This window comes from Ruegeria sp. ABV3_008 (assembly GCF_056161185.1).
This window is the reverse complement of record NZ_JBSWYP010000007.1, coordinates 157,640-178,200: the sequence shown is the minus strand read 5'-3', so window position 1 is coordinate 178,200 and position 20,561 is coordinate 157,640. Positions and strand designations below refer to the sequence as shown.

At 58.9% G+C, this 20,561-nt stretch carries 21 protein-coding genes; 12 read left to right on the top strand and 9 right to left on the bottom strand.

Annotation, left to right across the window (positions count from 1 at the left end):
* The first annotated feature begins 28 nt into the window (after positions 1-28).
* The 9 genes from ACXAH8_RS13985 (at position 29) to ACXAH8_RS13945 (ending at position 8,361) form a co-directional block, all read left to right on the top strand.
* A complete protein-coding gene (locus ACXAH8_RS13985) occupies positions 29-592 on the top strand; it encodes a NifU family protein (protein ID WP_170462695.1) in 564 nt (187 codons plus the stop codon).
* Positions 582-1,169, top strand: coding sequence for a tRNA (adenosine(37)-N6)-threonylcarbamoyltransferase complex dimerization subunit type 1 TsaB (tsaB, locus tag ACXAH8_RS13980; RefSeq protein WP_475219339.1), 588 nt, complete (start codon positions 582-584; stop codon positions 1,167-1,169). The genes ACXAH8_RS13985 and tsaB overlap by 11 nt, the downstream gene beginning before the upstream one ends.
* Positions 1,166-1,579 (top strand): GNAT family N-acetyltransferase, encoded by a 414-nt coding sequence (locus tag ACXAH8_RS13975; RefSeq protein ID WP_170468880.1) that lies wholly within the window; start codon positions 1,166-1,168, stop codon positions 1,577-1,579. Before tsaB ends, ACXAH8_RS13975 begins: the two co-directional genes overlap by 4 nt.
* A gap of 157 nt (positions 1,580-1,736) precedes the next feature.
* On the top strand, positions 1,737-2,735 hold the full coding sequence (locus ACXAH8_RS13970) for a BMP family lipoprotein (RefSeq protein WP_170553494.1): 999 nt from the start codon (positions 1,737-1,739) through the stop codon (positions 2,733-2,735).
* A gap of 84 nt (positions 2,736-2,819) precedes the next feature.
* On the top strand, positions 2,820-4,349 hold the full coding sequence (locus ACXAH8_RS13965) for an ABC transporter ATP-binding protein (protein ID WP_475219336.1): 1,530 nt from the start codon (positions 2,820-2,822) through the stop codon (positions 4,347-4,349).
* Between the two features lies 1 nt (position 4,350).
* Positions 4,351-5,445: an ABC transporter permease gene (locus ACXAH8_RS13960; RefSeq protein WP_170378926.1), complete on the top strand. Its 1,095-nt coding sequence runs from the start codon at positions 4,351-4,353 to the stop codon at positions 5,443-5,445.
* Positions 5,445-6,413 carry an ABC transporter permease gene (locus tag ACXAH8_RS13955; protein ID WP_170462689.1) on the top strand — a complete coding sequence of 323 codons (969 nt, stop codon included), beginning with the start codon at positions 5,445-5,447 and terminating at the stop codon, positions 6,411-6,413. Before ACXAH8_RS13960 ends, ACXAH8_RS13955 begins: the two co-directional genes overlap by 1 nt.
* A 257-nt stretch (positions 6,414-6,670) precedes the next feature.
* Positions 6,671-7,591: a sulfite exporter TauE/SafE family protein gene (locus tag ACXAH8_RS13950; protein ID WP_170378929.1), complete on the top strand. Its 921-nt coding sequence runs from the start codon at positions 6,671-6,673 to the stop codon at positions 7,589-7,591.
* A 2-nt stretch (positions 7,592-7,593) separates the two neighbouring features.
* Positions 7,594-8,361 (top strand): TIGR02186 family protein, encoded by a 768-nt coding sequence (locus ACXAH8_RS13945; RefSeq protein WP_170378931.1) that lies wholly within the window; start codon positions 7,594-7,596, stop codon positions 8,359-8,361.
* A gap of 3 nt (positions 8,362-8,364) precedes the next feature.
* On the opposite strand, the gene ACXAH8_RS13940 is transcribed toward ACXAH8_RS13945, so the two are convergent.
* The 6 genes from ACXAH8_RS13940 to ACXAH8_RS13915 form a co-directional block, all read right to left on the bottom strand.
* The gene (locus ACXAH8_RS13940) at positions 8,365-9,093 is read right to left on the bottom strand and encodes an SDR family oxidoreductase (protein ID WP_475219331.1); all 729 of its coding nucleotides are present in this window, start codon (positions 9,091-9,093) and stop codon (positions 8,365-8,367) included.
* Entirely contained in the window at positions 9,090-10,622 is a 1,533-nt protein-coding gene (locus ACXAH8_RS13935) for an ATP-dependent DNA helicase (RefSeq protein ID WP_475219329.1), read from the bottom strand. The genes ACXAH8_RS13940 and ACXAH8_RS13935 overlap by 4 nt, the downstream gene beginning before the upstream one ends.
* A 60-nt stretch (positions 10,623-10,682) precedes the next feature.
* Positions 10,683-11,321: an acyl-homoserine-lactone synthase gene (locus ACXAH8_RS13930; protein WP_475219327.1), complete on the bottom strand. Its 639-nt coding sequence runs from the start codon at positions 11,319-11,321 to the stop codon at positions 10,683-10,685.
* A gap of 83 nt (positions 11,322-11,404) precedes the next feature.
* A complete protein-coding gene (locus ACXAH8_RS13925; protein WP_475219325.1) occupies positions 11,405-12,124 on the bottom strand; it encodes a helix-turn-helix transcriptional regulator in 720 nt (239 codons plus the stop codon).
* 365 nt (positions 12,125-12,489) lie between these two features.
* Positions 12,490-13,776: a crotonyl-CoA carboxylase/reductase gene (ccrA, locus tag ACXAH8_RS13920; RefSeq protein WP_475219323.1), complete on the bottom strand. Its 1,287-nt coding sequence runs from the start codon at positions 13,774-13,776 to the stop codon at positions 12,490-12,492.
* A 111-nt stretch (positions 13,777-13,887) separates the two neighbouring features.
* Positions 13,888-15,276: a 1-acyl-sn-glycerol-3-phosphate acyltransferase gene (locus tag ACXAH8_RS13915; protein ID WP_475219321.1), complete on the bottom strand. Its 1,389-nt coding sequence runs from the start codon at positions 15,274-15,276 to the stop codon at positions 13,888-13,890.
* Between the two features lie 144 nt (positions 15,277-15,420).
* Here ACXAH8_RS13915 and ACXAH8_RS13910 point away from each other — a divergent pair, with 144 nt between their 5' ends.
* The 3 genes from ACXAH8_RS13910 to deoD all read left to right on the top strand — a co-directional run bounded on the left by ACXAH8_RS13910 (position 15,421) and on the right by deoD (position 18,561).
* Entirely contained in the window at positions 15,421-17,388 is a 1,968-nt protein-coding gene (locus tag ACXAH8_RS13910; RefSeq protein ID WP_475219319.1) for a methylmalonyl-CoA mutase family protein, read from the top strand.
* A gap of 122 nt (positions 17,389-17,510) precedes the next feature.
* Positions 17,511-17,828, top strand: a complete 318-nt coding sequence (locus ACXAH8_RS13905; protein ID WP_475219317.1) for an H-NS histone family protein — start codon at positions 17,511-17,513, stop codon at positions 17,826-17,828.
* A 19-nt stretch (positions 17,829-17,847) separates the two neighbouring features.
* Positions 17,848-18,561 carry a purine-nucleoside phosphorylase gene (gene deoD, locus ACXAH8_RS13900; RefSeq protein WP_475219315.1) on the top strand — a complete coding sequence of 238 codons (714 nt, stop codon included), beginning with the start codon at positions 17,848-17,850 and terminating at the stop codon, positions 18,559-18,561.
* Between the two features lie 275 nt (positions 18,562-18,836).
* On the opposite strand, the gene ACXAH8_RS13895 is transcribed toward deoD, so the two are convergent.
* From ACXAH8_RS13895 to ACXAH8_RS13885, 3 genes are all read right to left on the bottom strand, one after another.
* A complete protein-coding gene (locus ACXAH8_RS13895) occupies positions 18,837-18,983 on the bottom strand; it encodes a hypothetical protein (RefSeq protein WP_475219313.1) in 147 nt (48 codons plus the stop codon).
* Positions 18,984-19,107: 124 nt separating this feature from the next.
* Positions 19,108-19,887 carry a succinate dehydrogenase iron-sulfur subunit gene (locus ACXAH8_RS13890; protein WP_170462678.1) on the bottom strand — a complete coding sequence of 260 codons (780 nt, stop codon included), beginning with the start codon at positions 19,885-19,887 and terminating at the stop codon, positions 19,108-19,110.
* Between the two features lie 13 nt (positions 19,888-19,900).
* Positions 19,901-20,527 carry a sulfotransferase gene (locus ACXAH8_RS13885; RefSeq protein WP_170666837.1) on the bottom strand — a complete coding sequence of 209 codons (627 nt, stop codon included), beginning with the start codon at positions 20,525-20,527 and terminating at the stop codon, positions 19,901-19,903.
* Positions 20,528-20,561: the final 34 nt, after the last annotated feature.

The following is a 20,561-nucleotide window of genomic DNA, read 5'->3' as shown; positions in this document are numbered from 1 at the left end:
TCAGAAGCAACGAAAACGGAGCTGCCTCATGTTCATTCAGACCGAATCCACCCCGAACCCGGCGACCTTGAAGTTCCTGCCCGGCCAGACGGTGCTTGAGGCAGGCACAGCCGACTTCCCATCCGCAGAAGCGGCCGAAAAATCACCCCTCGCCCAGCGCATCTTTGCGGTCAGCGGCGTGACCGGCGTGTTCTTTGGCAATGACTTCGTCACCGTCACCAAAGCGGATGACGTCGATTGGGACCACATCAAGCCAAGCATCCTCGGCGCGGTGATGGAGCATTACCAATCCGGCCAGCCCGTCATGGGGGCCGAGGCGGCGCCCGCATCCGGCCATGCCGAACATACCGGCGAGGATTCGGAAATCGTCGATCAGATCAAGGATCTGCTGGACAGCCGTGTGCGCCCTGCGGTGGCTCAGGACGGTGGCGACATCACCTTCCACGGCTTTGACCGCGGCGTGGTCTACCTACACATGCAAGGGGCCTGCGCGGGCTGCCCGTCTTCGACCCTGACCCTGAAAATGGGGATCGAGAACCTGCTGCGCCACTACATCCCCGAAGTGACCGAGGTTCGCCCCGTTGCCGTCTGAACAGACCCTTCTGGCATTTGACACATCGGCCGCGCATTGCGCGGCCGCTTTGTTGCGTGGCTCTGATATTGTCGTCACGCGAGCAGAAGTCATGTCACGCGGGCAGGCCGAACGCCTGATGCCTCTGCTGGAGGAGGTTCTGTCTGAGGCCGGTCTTGGTTGGAAAGACCTGGACGCCATCGGTGTTGGCATCGGCCCAGGAAAGTTCACCGGCATTCGAATCTCGGTTTCAGCGGCGCGTGGGCTTGCATTGGGTCTGAACATCCCGACCGTCGGCGTGTCAGGTTTTGACGCCTTGGCGGAGATTATGCCCGACGGTCACCTACCCGCGATCTCTGCCCCGCGCGATCAGGTCTATGTGCAGACCTCCGAAGGCCCACGCCTGATGCCTCGAGCCGAGGCCGAGGGGCTTGGCCCCCTCTTCACTGCCACGGACCCAAACGCGCATGTTCAGGCCATCGCCCATGTCGCGGCGCGCAGGTTCGGCACGGAAAGGGACCCACCCGCTCCGCTTTACATTCGCCCCGCGGATGCGGCGCCTTCTCGCGACCTCCCTCCTGTGCTGCTGGACGAATGACTCCGGAAGACATGGCCCTGACCCACGCTGCGGCCTTCACACAGGCGCGCCCGTGGACGGCTGTCGAGTTCGAAGACCTGCTGCAAAACCGCTTCACCCGCGTTGTCGGAGACCCCAACTCCTTTGCCCTGTTTCAGGTCATCGCGGGCGAGGCCGAGTTGCTGACCATCGCGACTCACCCCCTGCATCAGCGTCTGGGCTTGGCTGCAGCCTGCATGAAAAACTGGCACGCAGTTGCTGCTAACCTCGGTGCAACGCGCGCGATTCTTGACGTGGCGGCAGACAATGAGGCGGCTATCGCGCTCTATGAGCGCTTCGGTTACCGCCCCTGCGGGCGGCGAAAAGGCTATTATACACGCGATTCTGCCTCAAATTGCGACGCGATCGTGATGGAACGCCCCCTACCGTAGCCCCACACCCCACTTTTTAGACCAAGTGGTCAAAAATCAGTTGACCCTGCCTGTTGCATACGGCCTTAATTCCCGTCATCACAACGGTTATGCTCGCTATAGGTGGGTAAACGAGGCTAGTTTAACCTCGAAACGACAAAAACAACGGGAGTACCAAATGACCCTGATGAAATCCTTGATGGGCGCTGCCGCCGCCGTCGCTCTGACCGCTGGTGCCGCACTGGCCGAACCGGCCCTGATCTTTGACTTGGGTGGCAAGTTCGACAAGTCGTTCAACGAAGCCGCGCATAACGGCGCACAGCGTTGGGCCAATGAAACCGGCGGCACCTATCGCGAGATCGAGCTTCAGTCCGAAGCACAGCGTGAACAGGCCCTGCGCCGTTTCGCCGAGGCTGGCGCGAACCCGGTCATCACCATGGGCTTTGCCATGGCCGATCCTCTTTCCGCCGTTGCCGGCGACTATCCTGACACCAAGTTCGTTGCGGTTGACGTCACTTGGCTGGACGCACCGAACATCCGTCAGATCGGCTTTGCCGAGCACGAAGGCTCGTACCTTGTTGGTATGATGGCTGCAATGGCGTCGGAGTCGGGCACTGTCGGCTTCATCGGCGGCATGGATATCCCGCTAATCCGCCACTTTGGTTGCGGTTATGCGCAAGGCGCCAAGGCTGTGAACCCCGACATCAACGTTGTTGCCAACATGACCGGCACAACACCTGCCGCATGGAACGACCCAGTCAAAGGGTCCGAGCTGACCAAAGCGCAGATCAGCCAAGGCGCTGACGTGATCTATGCGGCCGCGGGTGGCACCGGTGTTGGTGTTCTGCAGACCGCAGCGGATGAAGGCATCCTGTCGATCGGCGTGGACAGCAACCAGAACCACCTGCACCCGGGCAAGGTTCTAACCTCGATGCTCAAGCGCGTGGACGTGGCAGTCTATGACGCGATGAAAGCAGGTGAAGATCTGGAAACCGGCGTATTCGCCATGGGCCTGGCCGAGGACGGCGTTGGTGTTGCCATGGACGAGAACAACAAAGAACTTGTCTCGGTTCGTATGAACGACGCCGTGGACGAAGCACGCAAAGCGATCATCAACGGCGACATCTCCGTTGTCAGCTACTACGAGAACGACAGCTGCCCGGCGCTGCAGTTCTGATATCGCACGGGGCGGGGGGTGACCTCCGCCTCGGTCCCACTCTGCCGCGAACCGCGCGGCCCTTCGGCAACCCAAGGACAAGACATGACAGTCCCCGCCATTGAGCTCAAAGGGATTTCCAAAGCCTTTGGGCCGGTTCAGGCCAATAAAGACATTTCCATCAGCGTCGCCCCCGGCACGATCCATGGGATCATCGGTGAAAACGGTGCGGGCAAATCCACGCTGATGAGCATTCTCTACGGCTTCTACAAAGCCGATAGAGGTGAGATTTGGATCAACGGCACCAAGACCGACATTCCAGACAGTCAGGCGGCCATCGCCTCGGGTATCGGGATGGTGTTCCAGCACTTCAAGCTGGTCGAAAACTTCACCGTTCTTGAAAACATTGTTCTGGGCGCCGAGGATGGCGGGCTGCTGGCCCCGTCTCTGGCCAAAGCCCGGAAAGAGCTGAAAGCGCTGGAAGAAGAGTACGAGCTGTTCGTCGATCCCGACAAGCGCATCGATGAGATCGGCGTGGGCATGCAGCAACGGGTCGAGATCCTCAAGGCGCTGTATCGCAAGGCCGAGATCCTGATCCTTGATGAGCCCACCGGCGTTTTGACCCCGGCCGAGGCCGACCAGCTGTTCCGCATCCTCGACCGTCTTCGGGCCGAAGGGAAGACGATCATCGTGATCACGCATAAGCTGCGCGAGATCATGGAGAACACCGATACCGTTTCGGTCATGCGGCGCGGAGAGATGACGGCCACGGTCAAAACCTCCGAAACCAGCCCGGAGCATCTGGCCGAACTGATGGTGGGCCGCAAGGTCCTGCTACAGGTCGACAAGGTGCCCGCGCAGCCCGGAAAACCCATTCTTGAGGTCCAAGACCTGCGCGTGTTCGATGCCACAGGTGTTGAACGTGTCAAAGGCATCGACCTGACCGTCCGCGCCGGTGAGATCGTCGGCATCGCAGGCGTCGCGGGCAACGGCCAGTCGGAATTGTTGGAAGTTCTGGGTGGGATGCGCCCCGGTCAGGGCTCGATCAAGCTGAACGGTACGCCCTTGCCCCTCAGCGGGGCCGGGTCTGATGGTCAGGCGCGTCGCGCGCAGCACATCGCGCATGTACCGGAAGACCGTCAGCGCGAAGGTCTGATCATGGATTTCCATGCTTGGGAAAACGTTGCCTTCGGCTATCACCGTGACCCGGCCTACAAGCGCGGCCTGTTCATGGACAACGCCGCCCTTCGCGCGGACACCGAAGCAAAGATCGAGAAATTCGATGTGCGTCCCCCAAACGGCTGGCTGACCGCCAAAAGCTTTTCCGGAGGCAACCAGCAGAAAATCGTCGTCGCGCGCGAGATTGAGCGGAACCCAGACCTGTTGCTGGTTGGCCAACCGACCCGCGGCGTAGACATTGGCGCGATCGAATTCATTCACAAACAAATCGTGGCCCTGCGCGACCAAGGCAAAGCGATCCTGCTGGTCTCGGTCGAGCTGGAGGAGATCTTCTCGCTCTCGGACCGGATCGCCGTGATGTTTGACGGACATATCATGGGAGAGCGTCTGCCCCATGAGACAGATGAAAAAGAACTGGGCCTGCTGATGGCCGGTGTTGCGGGAGAGGCCGCGTAAGATGGAAAAAATGCCCAAATGGGCCGACGTCGTGCTGATCCCCATCATCAGCCTGGTGTTGGCCACGATCCTGTCGGCGTTGGTGATCCTCGCCATCGGAGAGAACCCGGTTGAGGCCGTGAACCTAATGGTCACAGGCGCGCTTGGGTCGACCTATGGCTGGGGCTATACGCTCTACTACGCGACCAACTTCATGTTCACCGGGCTTGCGGTGGCCGTAGCCTTTCATGCGCGGCTGTTTAACATCGGTGGCGAAGGTCAGGCGATGCTGGGTGGTCTTGGCGTTGCCATGGTGTGTCTCTACATCCCTTGGCCGCATTGGAGCATCGCTCTGATCGCTGCAGGACTGGGGGCCGCTGTATTTGGCGCAGCATGGGCCGCAATCCCGGCTTACCTGCAGGCCAAACGTGGCAGCCACATCGTGATCACCACGATCATGTTCAACTTTATCGCGGCTGCCTTCCTGAACTACATGCTGGTCAATGTCATGCGCCCGCAAGGCTCGCAGGACCCGGCAACTGCGCGCTTCCCCGAGGCGGTTCACCTGCCGACCTTCCAATCCATGTTCTCAACCGCCGAAAACGTGATGTTCCGTGGCGCACCGGCCAATATTTCGTTCTTCGTGGCAATCATCGCCTGTTTCGTGGTCTGGGCTCTGATCTGGCGCACTCGGTTAGGCTATGAAATTCGGGCCTATGGTCATTCGGAAACCGGTGCCGTCTACGCGGGGATCTCGCCGGTTCGCATCACAATCATCGCCATGCTGATCTCGGGAGGGCTGGCTGGCTTGATGGCCATCAACAACGTGATGGGTGAAGCCGAGCGGCTGGTTCTGAACTCGACCGAAGGCGCGGGTTTTATTGGGATCGCCGTGGCACTGATGGGCCGTTCGCACCCGTTCGGCGTGTTCCTCGCGGCGCTTCTGTTCGGCTTCCTCTATCAAGGCGGTGCCGAACTGGCCTTGTGGACATCCATCCCGCGCGAACTGATTGTTGTCATTCAGGCGCTGGTGATCCTGTTTACCGGGGCGTTGGACAACATGGTGCGGATGCCGCTTGAAAAGCTGTTCCTTGCCCTGCGGAAGGAGCCTCAGTGATGGATTCGTTCGTAACACTGATCCAGGTCCTTGATTCCACCGTCCGTCTGGCGACGCCTTTGCTGCTGGCCTGTCTGGCAGGTCTCTATTCCGAACGTGCCGGGATTTTCGACATCGGGCTTGAGGGCAAAATGCTAATCTCGGCCTTCTTCTCGGCGGCTGTGGCGGCGGTGACCGGCTCGGTCTGGTTGGGATTGCTCGCGGGTATCGCGTCGTCTCTGGTTTTGTCAGCACTACACGGCGTAGCGTCGATCACGTTCCGAGGCAATCAGCTGATCTCTGGTGTGGCGATCAACTTCCTGGCCTCAGGCCTGACGGTTCTGATCGCGCAAAGCTGGTTCCAGCAGGGCGGCCGGACCCCGTCGCTGTTCGGCCAAGGCCGGTTTGAGCCGATCAACTTCCCTTTCGCCGAAGCGCTGAGCGACGTGCCCTTCATCGGCCCGATCTATTCCGAACTGCTGTCCGGCCATTCGATCCTTGTCTACATCGCTTTCCTGATGGTGCCTGCGACGTGGTGGATCCTCTATCGCACCCGGTTCGGGTTGAGGTTGCGCGCGGTGGGTGAAAACCCGGCCGCCGTGGACACGGCCGGTGTCTCGGTCGTCGGTCTGCGCTTTGCAGCTGTCGCCATATGCGGCGTGCTCTGCGGTATCGCCGGTGCCTATCTTGCAACTGCGCTGCAGGCCGGGTTCGTCAAGGAAATGACCGCCGGTCGCGGGTTCATTGCACTAGCGGCGCTGATCTTTGCGAAATGGCGTCCCTGGCACGCGATGTGGGCCTGTTTGCTGTTTGGCCTGCTACAGGCTATTGCGCTGCGGTTCCAGAATATCGACCTGGGCGGCATCGTGATCCCTGTGCAGGTGATGGACGCCCTGCCCTATATCCTGACCGTGGTGATTCTTGCGGGCTTCGTCGGCAAGGCGGTTCCGCCCCGCGCCGGCGGCGAGCCCTACGTGAAAGAACGCTGATAAGTCCAGTTCAGGGCCAATTCTGGGTCCTGTTCGCTGCAGAGCGGCATGCAGAGTTGATTTTGCATGCCGCAACCGCTCTAAGAGGGTATGTGCGTGTTTCCTCTGATAGAAAAGAGTGCAAACCTCCTCTCGTATTTGCCAAAGACGGGTGGTAGGCCTGTGACCGCAGCGCCCGATATTCAGGCTGCACGCATTTCCGATGCCGGCGGGTCCACCGCTTTGCACAGCCGAACTCAATACGACTAGAGCATGCCATGCAAATTTACCTTCCGATTGCCGAAGTCTCCGTAAACGCCTTTCTATTGCTAGGGCTCGGAGGCATGGTCGGCATTCTGTCGGGCATGTTCGGGGTCGGCGGTGGCTTCCTTATGACGCCGCTACTGTTCTTTATCGGCATCCCTCCGGCGGTTGCCGTCGCGACCGAAGCCAACCAGATCGTCGCCTCATCCTTCTCGGGCGTTCTGGCGCATTTCAGGCGAAGGACGGTCGATTTCAGGATGGGCACGGTGCTTTTGATCGGCGGCCTCATCGGGGCCGCGCTTGGCGTTGTCGTGTTCAACTACCTCAAGAGCCTGGGTCAGGTCGATTTGCTGGTGACACTTTGCTACGTCGTCTTCCTTGGCGTGATCGGCAGCCTGATGTTCATCGAAAGCCTGCGCGCCTTGCGCAAGGCCAAAAAAGGCGGGGCGGCACCTGCTAAGCGCCGTCAACGCGGCTGGGTCCATGCGATGCCCTTCAAGATGCGCTTTCGCACCTCGGGCCTGTATATCTCGGTCATCCCACCGGTTCTGGTCGGCCTCTGCGTAGGCGTTCTGTCCGCGATCATGGGCGTTGGCGGCGGCTTCATCATGGTGCCTGCCATGATCTATCTGCTGGGCATGCCCACCAAGGTTGTGGTCGGGACATCCCTGTTCCAGATCATCTTCGTCACCGCCTTCACGACAATGCTGCACGCCACCACGAACTACACCGTGGACGTGGTTCTGGCCGTGCTTCTTTTGGTCGGCGGCGTTATTGGGGCTCAGATCGGAACCGTGATCGGGGCCCGGATGCCAGCCGAGCAATTGCGGGTTTTGCTTGCCGCGCTTGTGTTGGTCGTTTGCGGCAAGCTGGCGCTTGATCTGCTTCTGGAACCGTCCGAGCTGTATTCGCTTGGCGCCAGCGGAGGGCACTGACTATGGTCCGCTCATTGATCGCCGCCCTGTGCCTGTTCTGCCTGCCCGCGGCTGCCGCGGAAGAGCAGGTGGTCCTGGGCCTCAGCCAGGACCGGGTTGCTATTACCGCAACGTTCGACGGGTCCGAGATTCTGATCTTCGGGGCCATCAAACGCGAAGCCCCGATCCCCGAAGGCCCTCCGCTTGAGGTGATCGTCACCGTCGCGGGCCCATCCGAGCCTCTGACCGTGCGCCGCAAAGAACGTAAACTGGGAATCTGGGTGAACTCCGACAGCGTCGAGGTCGATCTGGCCCCCAGCTTCTATGCTGTTGCCACCAGCGGGCCATTCAAAGAAATCCTCACCAATACCGAGGATCTGCGCTATCGGGTTTCCATCGAACGGGCCATCCGCTCGGTTGGGGCGGCCATGCATATCGAGGCCGCTCAGGACTTTGCCGATGCAGTGATACGCATTCGCGAAAGCGAGAGCCTGTATTCGATCCGCGAAAACACGGTTGCCGTGGATGAACAAACCCTGTTCCGTACTTCCATCGACATGCCCGCCGACCTGACCGAAGGCGACTATGCCGCGCGCATTTTCCTGACGCGGGGCGGCAATGTGGTGTCGCAATACGAAACCACAATCGACGTGCGCAAAGTGGGGCTGGAGCGGTTTCTCTACAACATGTCCCGCGAGCAGCCCGTTTGGTACGGGCTGATGTCACTGGTCATCGCAATTGCCGCTGGTTGGGGGGCCTCGACAGCTTTCCGTCTGCTCCGCGAAAAGTAGCGCTCAGCCCCGGCCGATATAGGGCATGGTCGTGGCCATCACGGTCATGAACTGCACATTGGCCTCGGGCGGCAGATTGGCCATGTGCAGCACCGATTTGGCAGCGTCTGCCACATCCATGGTCGGATCGGGCGTCGTACTATCGGCAATCGCAGCATCAACCAGCCCCTGCACCATCTGGGTACGGGCGTTCCCGATATCGATCTGGCCGCAGGCAATGCCAAAATCACGCCCGTCCAGCGACAGGCTGCGCGTCAGCCCGGTGACGGCGTGTTTCGTTGCAGAATAATGCACCGAGTTCGGGCGTGGCACATACGCCGCGATTGAGCCGTTGTTGATGATACGCCCGCCTTGCGGTGTTTGGTGACGCATGATCCGAAACGCCTCACGCGCGCTCAGGAACATACCGTTGAGGTTGACGTTGACGCTCTGGTACCAATCCTCCAGCGCGATTTCATCAATCGTGCCGCCGGGCGCGAAGATGCCAGCGTTGTTGAACAGAACGTCCAGCCGCTCGGCCCTGTTCGAGAACGACCGAAAGGCGCGCGCAACCGCCACCGGATCCGTCACATCCGCAACCAGAGGGATCGCGTTGCGATGCCCTTCGGCCATTTCCACCAGTTTGTCTTCGCTGCAGGCCAGCAGACCAACAGTCCAGCCCTCGGCCAAAAACAGCTCGGCCGTAGCTTTTCCGATTCCGGAACTTGCGCCAGTTATGAGAATGGATTTCATGTCTCTTCAGCCTCCAGTGTCAGGGTCGGCGCCGGAACGGCACGCAGATCATCGACGCGCAGAGGATGGGTGGGTTTGGACAATCGATTACGCACCACCCAGATCAAGCGTTCCTGCGCGCGGGTGATGGCAACATAGGCCAGTCGTTTCCACAAGGGTTGTCCGGCCTCGGTCCGGCCCATGCGGGCAGCGGCGTAGATGTCCGGCGCAAAGACCTGCACCGTATCCCATTGCGAACCCTGCGCCTTGTGGATGGTCACCGCCGCCCCATGCAGAAAGGTCGCGCCCATGCGCGCGGCATAGGGGATAAACGGTTCCTCTTCATCCGGCTTTTCGATCTGCACAATCGACGCCGCACTGACCTGAGGGTCCTCGGCCCCCATGACATGCAGGCGCGAGAAACCGGGTTTTCGCCCCGGCCCCAGATAGACCACCTGAGCACCCTTGATCAGGCCGCGCGCCTCAAGATCCAGCCGTTTCTTACGGTGTTTCAGAGGCAGCTCTATCCCGTCGCAGATTAGCGGCTCACCTTCCAGCAATTCCGTCTCGGGGGCGCCATGGACCTGCCGGAAGGCCTGGATCAGACGGATGCGCGTTGCGTTGCGCCAGACCAGAACCGGGCTGCGGGCCATCAGGTCAACCTCGACCCGCTGTCCCCAAACCACACGGTCATCGCGACGGGCGGTGTCTTCGACCAGACGCTCGAAATCCTCAAACCCCATGGCAGGGTCAGCAAGCGCATGAGCCAGATCGAGGATGGGATTGTCGGCATCCTGACGGTGGATGCGATGCAGGGTCAGTTTGCGCGGCTCGGGCAGGGTTTCGAATACCATGCTGCCGGATTGGTTGACCGGTGCTAGCTGTGCTGGATCGCCAAACAGCAGCAACGTTGGGAAGATCTCCTTCAGATCGTCAAACTGGCGATCATCCAGCATCGAGGCTTCGTCGACAAAGCCGATATCCAGCGGCTCTTCCCGGCGCTTCCAGCCGGTGATGAAATCCGACCCACGCAGACCGGCAGCGGCCAGAGCACCGGGGATCGACTTGTTGTTCTGATAGAAGGCAGCCGCCCGGTCCAACGCCTCATCCGTCAGGCCTTCGATTTCGGGCCGTTCGTCATTGCCCTCAAGCCATTCGGCGATGCGTTCATATTCCGGGTCATAGACGGGCGTATAGAGAATGCGGTGGATGGTCGTCGCGGGCACCCCGCGCAGGCGCAAAACGCTTGCGGCCTTGTTGGTGGGGGCCAGAATCGCCAGACTGCGTTTGTCGCGGGATTTTCGGCTTTCATAGTCGCCTGAAACGATGTGAACGCCTGTTTCGGCCAGCGCCTTATACAGTTCCGCCAGCAAAAGGGTCTTGCCCGAACCGGCCTTGCCGATCACGGCCATAACACCCGATTCACCGTGTCCCGGCAGTTTCAGCAGTGCGTCATCTTCAAGGTCCACCCCGGCAGAGCGCAGCATCTCGGCGATGCTGTCATAGGCGGCAGCCTGATCTTCTGAGAAGGTCACATTGGGCAAAGACATGGCGCGACCCTACAGGGCCGCGCCACCCTTCACCAGATACGGATTTGGGTTTTCAAGACCCTAGGCCGACAGCGCAAACCGGTGCTGTTTGGCCGGGCCGAACGCGGTTCTGAACCACAGGCGCGAAAGCTCACGCGGAATGCCTGCCCGCTCGGCCACGCGGTTGCAATCATCCGCGGAATAGGGCCAAAGACCGACCGAGATTTGATCGCGCCCTTTCCCCTCGGACCCCAATACAATTGGGGACGACCCAATCAGGCGGTAGATCCGGATCATCCGCGCATCAAAGACGCCGGCGATATGGGTCAGACCGAAGCCCTCCATCATTTCGCCGCCGCTCAGCATGATAGCCCCGGCCGTATGGGGGCTGGCCGTTCGCGACAGGCAAAAGCGCGTGACCTCCCAGATCAAAGGGCTGCAAATTGGCTCGCCCTCGTTGAGATGACCGAACACCTCGTTCACCATGACCGGGCCAGTGGTCGGCAGAACCCGCATTGAGCCGCCATGGCTGCCGTCCGACTCCTCCCAAATCACATAAAGCGGGTTGAGGTCATCGTATTGATCCCGCTCTTCCCCTTTTTCATTGACGTAAACGTCCCATCCCAGCCGGGTTTTGAACTGATCCGCGCGATCGCGAAACATCCCGTCGGCCAAAGCTGGAAATTTATGCAGCTCATCAGCATACAAATAACGCAACATGACTAATTCCCCTTGTCGTCCTGTGCAGGAACGAAAGGGGTACGAAGTCGTGGTTAATTTACTGTTCTAGGACCGTACGTTGCTTAAACGACTATTAACCCACGGCTGAGCGCGGTCGCGATCGCGTGCGTCGTGTTTTGCGCGCCCAGTTTCGAGCGCGCGCTTTCAATATAGACCCTCAGCGTGTGTTCCGAGATCGACAGCGAGTGTGCAACCTGTGCGCGGCTGAAGCCCTGCGCAAGCAACGTCATCGCATCAATTTCACGCGGAGACAGACCTCGGGTCGCTTCAGGCTGCCTGTCCTTTTCAAACTCCAGTGCTTTTCGGTTGATGTAATGCGCCACGAGAATCAATTCGCGGCCAAAGGTCGAGATGAAATTCTGCCAGGTGTCGTCGTCACAACTGTGATTGACGGTGAACAGCGCAAACTGCCCATTTGGCCCTCGGATCGGGATCGAATACCCCTGATTGCCCACCCCATGTTCCAAGGCATCCTGAAGAAACGCTTTGGACACCCTGCCGGACCAGTCCAGCGATTTCCAATCAACCGGGTGAAATCTTTGGAAACACCCCAGTATCACGGGGTCGATGCGATGATAGTTTTGTTCGCGATACCGTTCATCCCAGGCATCGGAATAGGTGGTATAGCCGTACTGATCCCCGGCGGCATCCACCCAATGATATGTCAGATGTTCGACTTTCAGACAGTCGCGCAGGCGAGTGGCGACCGAGCCAAGCTCATCAAGCGTGCTGGTGTTTTCCAAATCCTTCAGGATCTGACCCAAATCGAGTTCTGTTCCCATCCGCGGGCGCCCGTGCCTTATCTGTCATGGACGCGATCTCGGCTGCGGCAATCAGCTTGGTGTCGTCCAGCTGTTCGGCCAAGGCAGTCAACCCATTCGCAACAGCGAACGCGTTGAGGTCCGACAATACGTCCAGTATCCACTCATTTTGCGTCATAAGGGTCTCTCTGAAACAGTTAACGAAGTGTTAACACAACCATAACATGTGCGATCTTTTTGACCTATTCACCGGTTTCTATTCCCCGAAAATAGTGAGGGGCAAAATTCCAACCTGTTGAAACAAAAAAGGGCCCTCCAAGACGGCAAAACACCCGCGTATCGGAGTTCCGATTCGCGGGTGTTTTTTTAGATATTTCAGGATGGGCTTATGGTCGCGCGTCCAGAACCTCTTCCAAAGTGCGCATGCCGGTGCGCGGGGCCTGAACCAGAACCGACATGTTGCCCGGCTTGTGCTCGTTGCGCAGCATTTTCATATGCGCTTCGGGCAGATCGTTCCACGAGAACACTTCCGACATGCAGGGGTCCAGACGGCGTTCGACCATCAGCTTGTTGGCGGCTGCCGCTTGCTTCAGATGCGCAAAATGCGACCCCTGTAGGCGTTTCTGGTGCATCCACATGTAGCGCACGTCAAAAGTGCAATTGAACCCGGTGGTACCGGCACAAATCACGACCATGCCGCCCTTTTTCACCACGAAGGTCGACACTGGGAAGGTGCTTTCGCCGGGGTGTTCAAACACCATATCAACGTTATTGCCCTTACCGGTGATATCCCAGATCGCTTTGCCGAACTTACGGGCCTCTTTGAACCACTCAGCGTATTCGGGTGTGTTGACCGTGGGCAGCTGACCCCAGCAGTTGAAGTCCTTGCGGTTCAGAACGCCTTTGGCGCCCAACCCCATCACGAAATCCCGTTTGCTTTCGTCCGAGATCACACCGATCGCATTTGCACCGGCCGTGTTGATCAACTGGATCGCGTAAGAGCCCAAACCACCCGAGGCACCCCAGACCAGAACGTTCTGGCCGGGCTTCAGGTCATGGGGCTCGTGCCCGAACAGCATCCGGTAGGCCGTAGCGAGCGTCAGGGTATAGCACGCCGCCTGCTCCCAGGTCAGGTGCTTGGGACGCGGCATCAACTGTTGTGCCTGCACGCGGGTGAATTGGCTGAACGACCCGTCTGGGGTCTCATAGCCCCAGATGCGCTGGCTGGGCGAGTACATCGGATCGCCGCCGTTGCATTCCTCATCGTCGCCATCGTCCTGGTTGCAGTGGATCACCACCTCATCGCCGACCTTCCAGCGCTTGACCTTGTCACCCACGGCCCAAACGATGCCCGACGCATCCGAACCAGCGATGTGGTACGGGGCCTTGTGGCCATCAAACGGGCTGATCGGCTGGCCCAAAGCGGCCCAGACGCCGTTATAATTGACGCCCGCCGCCATCACGAGGACGAGAACCTCGTTGCTGTCCAGCTCGGGCACATCGACCACTTCCTGCTGCATCGCAGTATTTGGTTCTCCGTGACGCTCTTTGCGGATCGCCCAGGCGTACATCTGCTTGGGCACAAACCCCATCGGAGGGATTTCCCCCATTTCATAGAGGTCCTTTTCGGGTGCCTCGTACGACGCGATACCGCTTTCGGTGTCCAAAGCCATGCTGGCCTCCTTTTCAATACCTTTGCCGCGGCGCAGAATCGCCGCCTCTCCTACAGAGGGATAGGAGGGGTTGCGCAATATTGCAACCATCTTTGGTCTATTTTTGTAATTTTATGACCCAGCGGGTGCAGAAACATCTTTCGCGAGCGCAGCATTAGCAGATTTCACCTGTTCTGGTACCGACTCTGCATAATAATCCAAAAGATCCTCGCGCTGCCCGGACAGGTTCAAAACCCTGTCTTCAAGGGTCAGAATGCGCCGTTCGACCATTTGATCCACAGCGCTGGTGATGGCGTCCTCTGATTCCGCCAGCGCCAGACCATCGGCTTCCATGAGGGCAAGGATACGACTCCGCACTTCCTGTTCGGGCATTGGGCCACTCTCGCGCAGCAGCCAGCAGGCCGCCGGTCCGGGCACCAAGGGAATCGCCGCGCCAATCCGTTTCATCAAAGTACGCGCGAGGTCAGTCATCACGTCATCCCCAGCCCGTGCCTCGAATTCTTTGAGCGAGATCGGCTCACCGTACCGAACCGCAGCCAATCCGAACCGCTTGTAGCGACCGATCAGACGCCGGCAGATCTGTTTGAGAACCCAGCTTGTGATTACCCCGATCCGCGCGCGAAAACGTCGATCGGTTCCGAGGGCGGCGCGCGTCAGGATCGTGTCTTCAAGCACGCGGTCATAGTTCAGGGCCACCGGCACAAACACCACATCGCGCCCCTCGGGCGAGGTACCGTCGATAATGTATTTCAACAATCCTAGCTTGGGCCGCCCCAAAGCACCGGTCAGGCTAAGCCCGCCTTCGGGGAACATGGCCTGCGTCACACCTGCTTCGGTTGCGTGTCTTACATAGCTGGCCAGAACCTGTCGATATAGCTCACTGCCCGATTTGCGCCGGATAAAATACGCGCCCATCGCCCGGATCAACCGGCTGAGCGGCCAAACCCGCGCCCATTCGCCCACTGCATAGGATAGGGCGGATTGCTGCGCCGCCAGATAAGTGACCAGAACATAGTCCATATTGCTGCGATGGTTCATCACAAAGACGACCGTCGCCTCGGGGTCGATATCCTTGATCGCGCTTTCATCCTTGTAGCTGAGATTCACGTTGTAGAACGCGTTGCTCAGCAACCGGGACAGACGAATGGCGAAGCTGAAATAGGCAAAAGCCGAAAAGGAAGGCACGATTTCACGCGCGTATCTGCGGGCCTGTTCGAACGCAACGGCTTCGGGGATACCTTCTTCATGGGCGTGCTGCTGCACCGCTTGCCCGACCTGAGGATCATAGATGAGCCGTTGAATCATGTCGTGCCGCCGCGCCAGCTTGAACGGTTGGATCGGCCGCTGCAGGCGCTGGTTCAACCGAGAGACCGCCCTTTCAAGCCTGCGGCGAAAGAACCAGCGGACAGACGGGAACAGAAAATGCGAGGCAAAAGTGACCATGGCAAAGACCACGATCAACAGGAATAGCCACAGCGGAAGTTCCACAGTTCTCAACATCGGGCCACACTGCCACCAAACGAGACAGCTCACAATCTAGACATTTCGCATATGCCGCAACGCAGCGAATTGACAATGCCTGAAAATTGCGATTTAGAACCCGTAGACGTAATTTTGTTGCTCTCTCAAACACGAGGCTCGCCCATGAAGCAGATGCAGAAAGACCGCCCCTGGCTGATCCGAACCTATGCCGGTCATTCCACCGCCAAGGCCTCGAACGCGCTGTATCGCGGCAACCTAGCCAAAGGACAGACTGGCCTGTCTGTGGCATTCGATCTGCCGACTCAAACGGGCTATGACAGCGACCACACGCTGGCGCGCGGTGAAGTTGGCAAAGTGGGTGTGCCGATCTGCCATCTGGGCGACATGCGCGTGCTGTTTGATCAGATCCCGCTGGAGCAGATGAACACCTCGATGACGATCAACGCAACGGCCCCGTGGCTGCTGGCGCTTTACATCGCCGTGGCCGAGGAACAGGACGCGGATGTCTCAAAGCTGCAGGGCACCGTTCAGAATGACCTGATCAAGGAATATCTCAGCCGCGGCACCTATGTCTGCCCGCCCAAGCCGTCACTGAAGATGATCGCGGATGTGGCCGAGTATTGCTACACCAACGTGCCAAAATGGAACCCGATGAACGTGTGTTCCTATCACCTGCAAGAGGCCGGCGCGACCCCGGAACAGGAGCTGGCCTACGCGCTCGCCACGGCCATCGCTGTGCTGGATGAGCTCCGTCCGCGCGTGCCCGCCGAGGACTTCCCCGCCCTGTGCGGACGCATTTCCTTCTTCGTGAATGCCGGCATCCGCTTTGTTACTGAGATGTGCAAAATGCGGGCATTCGTCGATCTTTGGGACGAAATCCTTCAACAACGCTACGGCGTTGAGAACCCCAAGTTCCGCAGGTTCCGCTATGGCGTACAGGTGAACTCGCTTGGGCTGACTGAACAGCAGCCGGAAAACAACGTCTACCGCATCCTGATTGAGATGCTGGCCGTGACGCTGTCGAAAAAGGCGCGCGCCCGTGCCGTTCAATTGCCTGCCTGGAATGAGGCTTTGGGCCTGCCCCGCCCCTGGGACCAGCAGTGGTCGATGCGCATGCAGCAGATTCTGGCTTATGAGACCGACCTGTTGGAATATGGCGATCTGTTCGACGGTAACCCGGCGGTCGATGCCAAGGTCGAAGAACTCAAAGAAGGCGCGCGCGCCGAGTTGGCCAATCTCGACTCTATGGGCGGCGCCGTGGCCTCAATCGAATACATGAAGTCCCGACTGGTGGACTCCAATGCAGAACGCCTGAACCGCATCGAACGGAACGAGACCATTGTGGTCGGTGTGAACAAATGGGTCGACGGTGAGCCCTCGCCTCTGCAAACCGAGGATGGCGGCATCATGGTTGTGGACCCTGCAGTCGAGCAGGAGCAGACCAATCGTCTGAACGAATGGCGGGCCGAACGTGATGAGGTAGCCGTAGCAGCGGCGCTGGCTGCTCTGCGCGAGGCGGCGCAAACCGGCGCGAATGTCATGGAGCCCTCGATTGCTGCCGCCAAGGCCGGTGCAACCACGGGTGAATGGGCCGAGGAAATGCGCAAGGTCTACGGGACCTACCGCGGCCCAACCGGTGTGTCCGGCTCGGTCTCGAACAAGACCGAAGGCTTGGAGGACCTGCGCGCGTCGGTCGATGCGGTCAGCGACCGTTTGGGGCGTCGCTTGAAATTCCTGGTCGGCAAGCCGGGCTTGGATGGCCATTCCAACGGAGCCGAGCAGATCGCCTTCCGCGCCCGCGATTGCGGCATGGATATCAGCTATGAGGGCATTCGCCTGACACCAGAAGAAATCGTCTCGGCCGCGTCCGAAGACGATGCCCATGTGATCGGTTTGTCGATCCTGTCTGGCAGTCATCTGCCCCTGGTCGAAGACGTAATGACCCGCCTGAAACAGGCAGGCCTGTCGCATGTGCCTGTCATTGTCGGAGGGATTATTCCGGATGATGACGCAGAAGCTTTGAAGAAAATGGGCGTTGCCAGAATCTACACACCCAAGAATTTCGAGTTGAACGCAATTATGGGCGATATCGTTGAATTGGTGGATCCGCGGGAAATCGCCGCCGAATAACGGCCCATTTTGAAAAACTCTTGATGGCTGTTCCCGAAAAGACGGGAAAAGCCTATATCAGCGTGTGAAATTACTGCAATTATTTGAATTGCAGTCACTCACGTCTGAAAGAGGAAGAAACAATGGGACTTGAGCTTGAAAAAATGTCGCGCAATGAACTTCTTCAATTGCGAGACGATATCGATAAAGCCCTGGCAAATGCTGAAAAGCGCGAGCGCAAAGCCGCTCTGGAAGCCGCGGAAAAAGCCGCAGCCGAATTCGGATTTTCCTTGTCCGAGCTTTCGGACGTCGCCCCGAAAGGCGCCAAGCTACAGAAATCAAAAGCGAAATACCGCAACCCGAACGCCCCAGATCAAACTTGGACCGGCCGTGGACGCAAGCCTCAATGGGTCCATGACGCGCTGAATTCCGGCACCGATATCGCCGAGTTGAAAATCTAAATTTGAGGTCGTTTCAGAAATGACAATCCACATTGGCGCAGAAAAAGGTGACATCGCAGAAACCGTTCTTTTGCCCGGAGATCCCTATCGGGCGAAATGGGCGGCGGAAACGTTTTTGGATGACGTTAGGTTGGTCAATGACGTGCGCGGCATGCTCGGGTTTACCGGTACGTGGAAAGGGAACCCTGTTACCATTCAGGGCAGCGGCATGGGGATGCCTTCACTTTCCATTTACGTGAACGAATTGATCCGGGATTTCGGTGCAAAGACACTGATCCGCATTGGCTCCTGCGGTGGTATGCAGGACAGCATCAATGTCCGCGATGTAATTCTGGCCATGACGTCGACCACGCTCAGCACGCCGTCCCGGGGCATCATGAAGGAACTGAACTTTGCCCCCTGCGCCGATTGGGGTCTGTTGCAGGCCGCGGCCAATGCGGCGGCAGCCAAGGGAACACCAACCCATGTGGGCGGGATCTATTCGTCTGACGTGTTCTATGATGAGCGCCCCGATCTGAATGAACAGATGGTGCGTCACGGCATTCTGGGGGTCGAGATGGAAGCGGCCGAGCTGTATATCCTCGCCGCAAGACACAAATGCCGCGCGCTTGCGGTTCTGACCGTCTCGGACCACCTGCTGACGGGCGAGGCCCTGCCCTCATCCGAGCGGGAGCGCAGCTTTGGTGACATGGTCGAGATCGCACTGCAAGCGGCCTTCCCGGACGCAGCATAACGTGAAACGGGCCGAGCATGTCTCGGCCCGATTTCTATTTGCCAATTGATTGCCGCAGACATTTCGAAGGACGATCTGAACCGTCTGATGTTGCGCCGCAAAAGGCGCAAAACCACAGATCTTCGTCTCGGTGTTCGCGCCAGCGACAGTCGCGTGTCAGCGAAAACGTGCGGGACCGCCAGAAGAAATAGGCGAAAACCCCAGCGGCAAGAAGAAGTAGAAGAACAGGCATAAATCTGTTTGGCCCGTTCCAGCCGCAAATGGCAAGGCTGGTGTTACGCTGCGTTTGCGTATTCGAACAGCTCAGGCTCTCGCTGATCTTCTGCGACAGCTGGTTCAGGCGAGTAATACGCCCAAGCTTGCTCCAACAGGGTCAGAGCTTCCTTGGCGTCAGCTTTCGGTGTGTTTGATTGTGTACTCATCGGAGTGATCCTGATTTCATCACTCCTCCCTTCTGCAAATATACCGCGTCAGTGGTCCGTCGACATCGGACGTTTTTGCAAAGGGGGCATGCGCTTGCCGCAGCACGGCAAGCGCATAGGTCGATCAGACAGAGCGCTCGACCATCATCTTCTTGATCTGCGCAATCGCCGCAGCAGGGTTCAGACCCTTCGGGCAGGTCTTGGCGCAGTTCATGATCGTGTGGCAGCGATACAGCTTAAAGGGATCCTCCAGCTCATCCAGACGCTCACCGGTGGCTTCATCACGGCTGTCGATGATCCAGCGATAGGCGTGCAGCAAAGCTGCGGGGCCAAGATAGCGGTCGCCGTTCCACCAGTAGCTCGGGCACGAGGTCGAGCAGCTGGCGCACATCACGCACTCATACAAGCCGTCCAGCTTCTTGCGGTCTTCGATGGACTGCTTCCACTCTTTCGCGGGACGGTTGGTCTTGGTTTCCAGCCACGGCATGATCGAGGCATGCTGCGCGTAGAAATGCGTCAGATCGGGGATCAGGTCCTTGACCACTGGCATATGCGGCAGCGGGTAGATCTTCACGTCGCCCTTGATCTCATCCATGCCGTAGATACAGGCCAGCGTGTTGATCCCGTCGATATTCATCGCGCAGGAGCCACAGATCCCTTCCCGGCACGAACGGCGGAATGTCAGGGTTGGATCGATCTCGTTCTTGATCTTGATCAGCGCGTCCAGAATCATCGGGCCGCAGGTGTCCATATCGACGAAATACGTGTCGACACGTGGGTTCTGGCCGTCATCGGGGTTCCAGCGATAGATCTGGAACTTGCGCAGGTTCTTCGCGCCGTCCGGTTTGGGCCATGTCTTACCGGTGGTGATCCGGGAATTCTTGGGCAGGGTCAGTTGAACCATGTCAATTCTCCATTCAGCCTGTCCGGGCGCGGTCAGACGCGCCTCGATTGTAGTGCCCCCAATGGGCAATGTTCACGTCAAAATCCGCAGATAACCAGTCGGCAATCGCCTGAGGGTCGTCGCGGTCGATATCAAAGCGCAGGAAACTTGGGTTCCCGTCGAAATGGGCCTGCACCTCGGCGTGGTGTACGTCATACATCCGGCGCCAGCCCTGTTTCACCTCGTCTGCGCCCATCCCGTTGGCCTTGCAGCAGCGTTCGAGATAGCCGCCATTGCTGTGCAGCGCGCGTGAGGAAATCCAATCCTCGCGATCGCGCGTGTTCAGCAGAAAATAGGCTTCCGGGTAAGCCGCATGCAGCTCGCGGAAGAACCGCGTGCCATCCAGCATGAACCGGGCATTCACAAAGGCAATGTCAGTAAAGGCCCGGACCGAGCCGAACCCATCCAGCGGTTTCCGACCCATGGCGATATTCGTCACCATTTTCTGGGCCAAGTTGTTGCCCTGATCGTCCACCCAATGCACCGACGCGATGCCACTGTTCTGAAACAGCTTGTGCAGCGACGTGGTGGCACAGCGGTTCAGGCCGATCAGGATGATCTTGGGATCCCGCGGACCCGAGGGCAGCTGTTCAACCGTCATGGCAAGCACCCCTCACCGCGCCCGCATGGGGCGT

Excerpts from the sequence above, each read along its gene's own strand:
- ACXAH8_RS13885 (WP_170666837.1), bottom strand. The coding sequence starts at position 20,527 with ATGACGGTTGAACAGCTGCCCTCGGGTCCGCGGGATCCCAAGATCATC.
- ACXAH8_RS13910 (WP_475219319.1), top strand. The coding sequence starts at position 15,421 with ATGAAGCAGATGCAGAAAGACCGCCCCTGGCTGATCCGAACCTATGCC.
- ACXAH8_RS13950 (WP_170378929.1), top strand. The coding sequence starts at position 6,671 with ATGCAAATTTACCTTCCGATTGCCGAAGTCTCCGTAAACGCCTTTCTA.
- ccrA (WP_475219323.1), bottom strand. The coding sequence starts at position 13,776 with ATGGCTTTGGACACCGAAAGCGGTATCGCGTCGTACGAGGCACCCGAA.
- ACXAH8_RS13935 (WP_475219329.1), bottom strand. The coding sequence starts at position 10,622 with ATGTCTTTGCCCAATGTGACCTTCTCAGAAGATCAGGCTGCCGCCTAT.
- ACXAH8_RS13970 (WP_170553494.1), top strand. The coding sequence starts at position 1,737 with ATGACCCTGATGAAATCCTTGATGGGCGCTGCCGCCGCCGTCGCTCTG.
- ACXAH8_RS13905 (WP_475219317.1), top strand. The coding sequence starts at position 17,511 with ATGGGACTTGAGCTTGAAAAAATGTCGCGCAATGAACTTCTTCAATTG.
- ACXAH8_RS13965 (WP_475219336.1), top strand. The coding sequence starts at position 2,820 with ATGACAGTCCCCGCCATTGAGCTCAAAGGGATTTCCAAAGCCTTTGGG.
- ACXAH8_RS13915 (WP_475219321.1), bottom strand. The coding sequence starts at position 15,276 with ATGTTGAGAACTGTGGAACTTCCGCTGTGGCTATTCCTGTTGATCGTG.
- ACXAH8_RS13930 (WP_475219327.1), bottom strand. The coding sequence starts at position 11,321 with ATGTTGCGTTATTTGTATGCTGATGAGCTGCATAAATTTCCAGCTTTG.
- ACXAH8_RS13960 (WP_170378926.1), top strand. The coding sequence starts at position 4,351 with ATGGAAAAAATGCCCAAATGGGCCGACGTCGTGCTGATCCCCATCATC.
- ACXAH8_RS13985 (WP_170462695.1), top strand. The coding sequence starts at position 29 with ATGTTCATTCAGACCGAATCCACCCCGAACCCGGCGACCTTGAAGTTC.
- ACXAH8_RS13890 (WP_170462678.1), bottom strand. The coding sequence starts at position 19,887 with ATGGTTCAACTGACCCTGCCCAAGAATTCCCGGATCACCACCGGTAAG.
- ACXAH8_RS13925 (WP_475219325.1), bottom strand. The coding sequence starts at position 12,124 with ATGGGAACAGAACTCGATTTGGGTCAGATCCTGAAGGATTTGGAAAAC.
- deoD (WP_475219315.1), top strand. The coding sequence starts at position 17,848 with ATGACAATCCACATTGGCGCAGAAAAAGGTGACATCGCAGAAACCGTT.
- ACXAH8_RS13975 (WP_170468880.1), top strand. The coding sequence starts at position 1,166 with ATGACTCCGGAAGACATGGCCCTGACCCACGCTGCGGCCTTCACACAG.
- ACXAH8_RS13945 (WP_170378931.1), top strand. The coding sequence starts at position 7,594 with ATGGTCCGCTCATTGATCGCCGCCCTGTGCCTGTTCTGCCTGCCCGCG.
- ACXAH8_RS13940 (WP_475219331.1), bottom strand. The coding sequence starts at position 9,093 with ATGAAATCCATTCTCATAACTGGCGCAAGTTCCGGAATCGGAAAAGCT.
- ACXAH8_RS13895 (WP_475219313.1), bottom strand. The coding sequence starts at position 18,983 with ATGAGTACACAATCAAACACACCGAAAGCTGACGCCAAGGAAGCTCTG.
- ACXAH8_RS13955 (WP_170462689.1), top strand. The coding sequence starts at position 5,445 with ATGGATTCGTTCGTAACACTGATCCAGGTCCTTGATTCCACCGTCCGT.